We start from the raw sequence: 2,432 nt of genomic DNA on the forward strand, positions 1-2,432 counted from the left end.
ATATTGGGGCGCGGCATATTGGGGCRCGGCCCCATGTGGTGAGTGCTCGTAACCCCGACCGGGAGGGAGGGGGTGGAGAGCACGAACACWAAAAAGGGGGCCGSARCCCCCTAGATGGCCCKAGGGCCTAGATAACTGAAACCGTRCAGCCGGGCATTCCTTGGAACWTAGATGCATAGGCAAATGCTTTCTCAGCTGGAATAAAACGCAGCTTTTTAACGGGCTTACCGCGGCGACCAAAGTTTTCRATSCTGCAGGGCTGAGCACCACCYTTTTTGATGCCAGGTGCATAACGATGCACGATCAGCASRCGGATATTRCAAAAAGGGCCTTGGGGAGCTGCCATGGGAAAAATAGAGAAGAACACCCAGAACGCGCCACTCTGCGCAGCATTTACAAGGGTTGGCCAAAGGCCAACCTGCGCAGCCCTTGTTAAATGCAAGCCAGAGTTGGCAGCCTGGTGTGTGATTCGCTATTACCCAGCAGCGAKCRAGCCMCTTGCTATTAATCCATTGCCTGCTGCTGCATAKTGCACMGRCRGCACTAWGRTTGRTTCAGCCTATGGGYACTGATGAGAAATTTGCTAAGTCCCTTTGCAAAGCTGCTGGCATTTACAGCATTAATATGCAGTAGTGCTACTGGGYTTGCTGAACAACCGGTTAGGCCATTAATAAAACAAGGCTCTTGCCCRCTTGGTTATTACAGTTCTARTAATTATTGCGTACCATCAAATRYTAATAGCAGCCKTGGYGCAATAGAAAAARCWGGTAGTAGTTGCCCATTAGGTTTTTATTCATCCGGYAATTATTGCCTCAGTAGCCCTAGTAATAATMGAGAAGCAATCCAAAAAGCAGGTAATTCATGCCCACTTGGCTGGTATAGCTCCAGYGATTATTGCGTTAAAAGCAAATAACATGAGGCATCTGTTCGATCATCAAATAAATCGATTAGGATATRTTGRTGTTGATTGAGATCCAATTGAAAACTTTTGCAATATTATGCGGCTGTGCTGCTTTATTTMTTGCRCCCCTTGCTGCTGATGCGCAATTAAGACGTGCTGGTGCYCCTGGTRTTCCTGCCGCTGGTGCTCCTGGTTATGGGGTGATGGGAAATCCAGTTGGCGCACCTGGTATTCCAGCAGCAGGAGAACCTGGCTATGGGGATGCTGATGAYYTTGGATTTGGCGCAATTGGCAATCCAATTGGMGCACCTGGTATTCCAGCARTTGAGTCGGGTGTAAATCTTGGTGGACCAATTAATCGGCGCGGATTGCGGTAAAAAGAGGCTTGCGTGATKCTGATTCCTTTGCGATGCTAAAAGCCCGWYCTAGTACAGATGAGCTGGTTTGAGCTGGAGCGTTTAGTAGAAGATGCTGAAAAGGAACCCCAGCTTGCCCGGGCATTACGCCATTGCCGTAGCAATCCAGAACTAGTGCTAGCGGCAAGAAGGCTTGGCTATCGCATCACCCGGGTTGATCTAGTGCAAGCAAGGCTTGCTGATCAAAAAGAACATAAACAACATAATCAAGCTGTACATTTAAGTAATTAAATTTGTTATTGCTTTAAACTAGGCGTAGTGCGCTCAAGCAATAATTCTAATTTTCGATCCTGCTTCTCTAATGCAACAACAAAAGCACTAATTGTTATCAGCAAAATACTAAACCAAGCAATTGAGCTGTAAATCACTAATTTCCACTGGCTGGCTAATGGATTGCTTGCAGCCCTAAGTGGTGCTKGTATAGCCCCAGAATCMAGTTCAGAYACATTTGCATCTGCATGTAGATCAAGAATTAACCTAAGCAATGCTTCTGGGTTAGCYGGCACCAAGGCAGATTGATTCTCGCTTGCTGTTGCTTCTTTTRCTAATAATTCACGGCAATGCTGCAACCCACCACCAGCCCAAAATAAACCCCAGGCATATTTATCTACCTGTAAAGCAACCCAACGGTTAGGACGCGCGTCATTACGGATAAGTTGCRAGGCTTTAGCAATCGACCAGTTACGGCCAGCTGCTACTGATGCTTGCGCCTGTAATAACAACCTGCCATGGGGATCACGGATATAACCAGTTACCACCTGCAAAGCAAATACATCAATGATTTGCACCTTGGCACCAGGTTTTGGTTGCTTTTCTTTTGGTGAACAAAACAGTAAGGCGCCACGTTCTTTAGTAATGCAGCCTTCCACCTGAACATTGCTAGCCATGGCTTTTAGGAAAAGACGAGGGGCCCCTACTAGTTTGCTACAAGCAAAGCTGCGGCAAGATAGAAAAATATGGCTAAATCTTGCACCTGTTTTTTTGGCGAGCTGCAACTGCTTTCGCGCTTAGCTGTTTAGCACCTGTTGCTGCAGCTGAATTCAGGGTGCTTTCTGTGGGTGATGGCGACACCATTCGCGTTTCTACTCCCAGCGGCACAAGCAAAACCACAGTGC

2 protein-coding genes are annotated in these 2,432 nt (G+C 47.3%); one reads left to right on the forward strand and one right to left on the reverse strand.

What is annotated here, in order from left to right; all coding sequences use genetic code 11:
- Window positions 1-1,335 precede the first annotated feature (1,335 nt).
- Window positions 1,336-1,548: a Nif11-like leader peptide family natural product precursor gene (locus tag C7K08_RS13520; RefSeq protein ID WP_106501059.1), complete on the forward strand. Its 213-nt coding sequence runs from the start codon at window positions 1,336-1,338 to the stop codon at window positions 1,546-1,548.
- Window positions 1,549-1,553: 5 nt separating this feature from the next.
- On the opposite strand, the gene C7K08_RS13525 is transcribed toward C7K08_RS13520, so the two are convergent.
- Entirely contained in the window at window positions 1,554-2,204 is a 651-nt protein-coding gene (locus tag C7K08_RS13525; RefSeq protein ID WP_106501060.1) for a hypothetical protein, read from the reverse strand.
- Window positions 2,205-2,432 lie beyond the last annotated feature (228 nt).

The sequence above is a fragment of the Synechococcus lacustris str. Tous genome, from assembly GCF_003011125.1.
Classification (GTDB): domain Bacteria; phylum Cyanobacteriota; class Cyanobacteriia; order PCC-6307; family Cyanobiaceae; genus Synechococcus_D; species Synechococcus_D lacustris.

What these genes read in the sequence shown, in the direction of transcription:
- C7K08_RS13520 (WP_106501059.1), top strand. Translation starts at nt 1,336, where the DNA reads ATGAGCTGGTTTGAGCTGGAGCGTTTAGTAGAAGATGCTGAAAAGGAA.